The organism is Pseudomonas sp. PS01299, from assembly GCF_029960145.1.
Taxonomy (GTDB): Bacteria; Pseudomonadota; Gammaproteobacteria; order Pseudomonadales; family Pseudomonadaceae; genus Aquipseudomonas; species Aquipseudomonas putida_A.
Genome location: NZ_JASCPO010000457.1, coordinates 1 through 1,924, shown reverse-complemented (window position 1 = coordinate 1,924; position 1,924 = coordinate 1). Strand labels below are relative to the sequence as shown.

At 62.6% G+C, this 1,924-nt stretch carries 2 protein-coding genes; one reads left to right on the top strand and one right to left on the bottom strand.

Features of this window, described 5'->3' with window-relative positions:
- The first annotated feature begins 123 nt into the window (after positions 1-123).
- Entirely contained in the window at positions 124-1,407 is a 1,284-nt protein-coding gene (locus tag QMX91_RS30965) for a Zn-dependent hydrolase (protein ID WP_282413892.1), read from the top strand.
- A gap of 130 nt (positions 1,408-1,537) precedes the next feature.
- On the opposite strand, the gene QMX91_RS30960 is transcribed toward QMX91_RS30965, so the two are convergent.
- The gene (locus tag QMX91_RS30960) at positions 1,538-1,747 is read right to left on the bottom strand and encodes a hypothetical protein (RefSeq protein ID WP_003224027.1); all 210 of its coding nucleotides are present in this window, start codon (positions 1,745-1,747) and stop codon (positions 1,538-1,540) included.
- Between the last annotated feature and the right edge of the window lie 177 nt (positions 1,748-1,924).

The window sequence follows — 1,924 nt, the reverse complement described above, 5'->3', positions numbered from 1 at the left end:
AGCCCGCTCCCACAGGGTGAACGCATTCCAAATGTGGGAGCGGGCTTGCTCGCGAAGACGGTCTCAAATACACACAAGAACTGCCTGAAGAAACTCGTAAAAAAACTGCCTGAGGAGATCAACATGAACGCAGCCGTAGACGTTCTGCAATCCACCCATCAGCACATCAACCGCGACCGCCTCTGGGCCTCGCTCATGGAACTGGCCAAGCTCGGTGCCACGGTCAAGGGCGGGGTCTGTCGTCTGGCCCTGACCGACCTCGACCGTCAGGCCCGTGACCTGTTCGTGCAGTGGTGCAAGGACGCCGGGTGCAGCGTCACGGTGGATGAAGTCGGCAACATCTTCGCCCGCCGTCCCGGGCGTAACCCGAACCTGCCGCCGGTGATGACCGGTAGCCACATCGACACCCAACCCACCGGCGGCAAATTCGACGGCTGCTTCGGCGTGCTCGCCGGCGTCGAGGTGCTGCGTACCCTCAATGACCTCGGCGTGGAAACCGAAGCACCGCTGGAAGTGGTGGTCTGGACCAACGAAGAAGGCTCGCGCTTTGCTCCGTGCATGATGGGTTCCGGCGTGTTCGCCGAGAAATTCACCCTTGAAGAAACTCTGGCCAAGGTCGATGCCGACGGCGTCACCGTCGGCGAAGCCCTGAATGCCATCGGCTATGCCGGTTCACGCAAGGTCAGCGGGCACAAGGTCGGCGCCTATTTTGAAGCGCACATCGAACAAGGCCCGATCCTCGAAGACGAACAGAAAACCATCGGTGTGGTACTCGGCGCACTCGGGCAGAAGTGGTTCGACCTGAAGTTGCGCGGCGTCGAAGCCCACGCCGGGCCAACGCCGATGCACCTGCGCAAGGACGCGCTGGTCGGCGCCTCGGTCATCGTTGGTGCGGTCAACCGCGCCGCCCTCGGCCATCAACCCCACGCCTGCGGCACGGTCGGTTGCCTGCAAGCCTACCCCGGCTCGCGCAACGTCATCCCCGGCGAAGTGCGCATGACCCTCGACTTCCGGCATCTGCAACCGGAGCGGCTGGACTCAATGATCGCCGAGGTGAAGCAGGTCATCGACGCCACCTGCGAGGAACACGGCCTGACCTATGAGCTGACCCCGACTGCAGACTTTCCGCCGCTGTACTTCGAAAAGGGCTGCGTCGAGGCGGTACGCGGCGCGGCAAAAGGCCTTGGCCTGTCGCACATGGACATCGTCAGCGGCGCCGGGCATGACGCGATCTTCCTCGCCGAACTCGGTCCTGCGGGGATGATCTTCGTACCGTGCGAAGGCGGGATCAGCCACAACGAAATCGAGAATGCCGCGCCGGATGATCTGGCGGCCGGGTGTGCGGTGTTGTTGCGGGCGATGCTGGCGGCTTCGGCGATGGTGGCGGAGGGGCAGCGCGCGGCCTGAAAACGCGGCGTGACCTGTGGGAGCTGGCTCGCCAGCGATGGCGGTGGACCAGTCGACACTGGATTAACTGAAAGTCCGTCATCGCTGGCAAGCCAGCTCCCACAGGTTTTTGTTCAGTTGAGTAAAGTGATCAGCCGGGCCGGTCATTCTTGCCCGCTGTGCCCTGGCGTCGGTCGGGGCCGTTGGGGTTGCCGACATCCAGCAACCGTCGTTCGACCAAAACATTCTCCAGCGCCTGACGCTCGACCGGCGCCATTTGGTGTTCGCGCTTTTTCAGCTCCAGCAGAATCGGGCTGGACCAGGTGCGATAAGTCTGTTCGATGTTGCGACGCGACGTCATCAGTCTCTCCTTGATCAAGAGCCCGGTGAAGCTGGCAGGGGCTCAATCCGATGAGGGGGTAACCTTAGTCGAGAATCCCCGAGTCCGCGAATGTGGCGTTGTTCCCTGTAGGAGTGAGCCTGCTCGCGATAGCGGTGTGTCAGTAGCGCAAATGTCAGCTGACACACCGCTATCGCG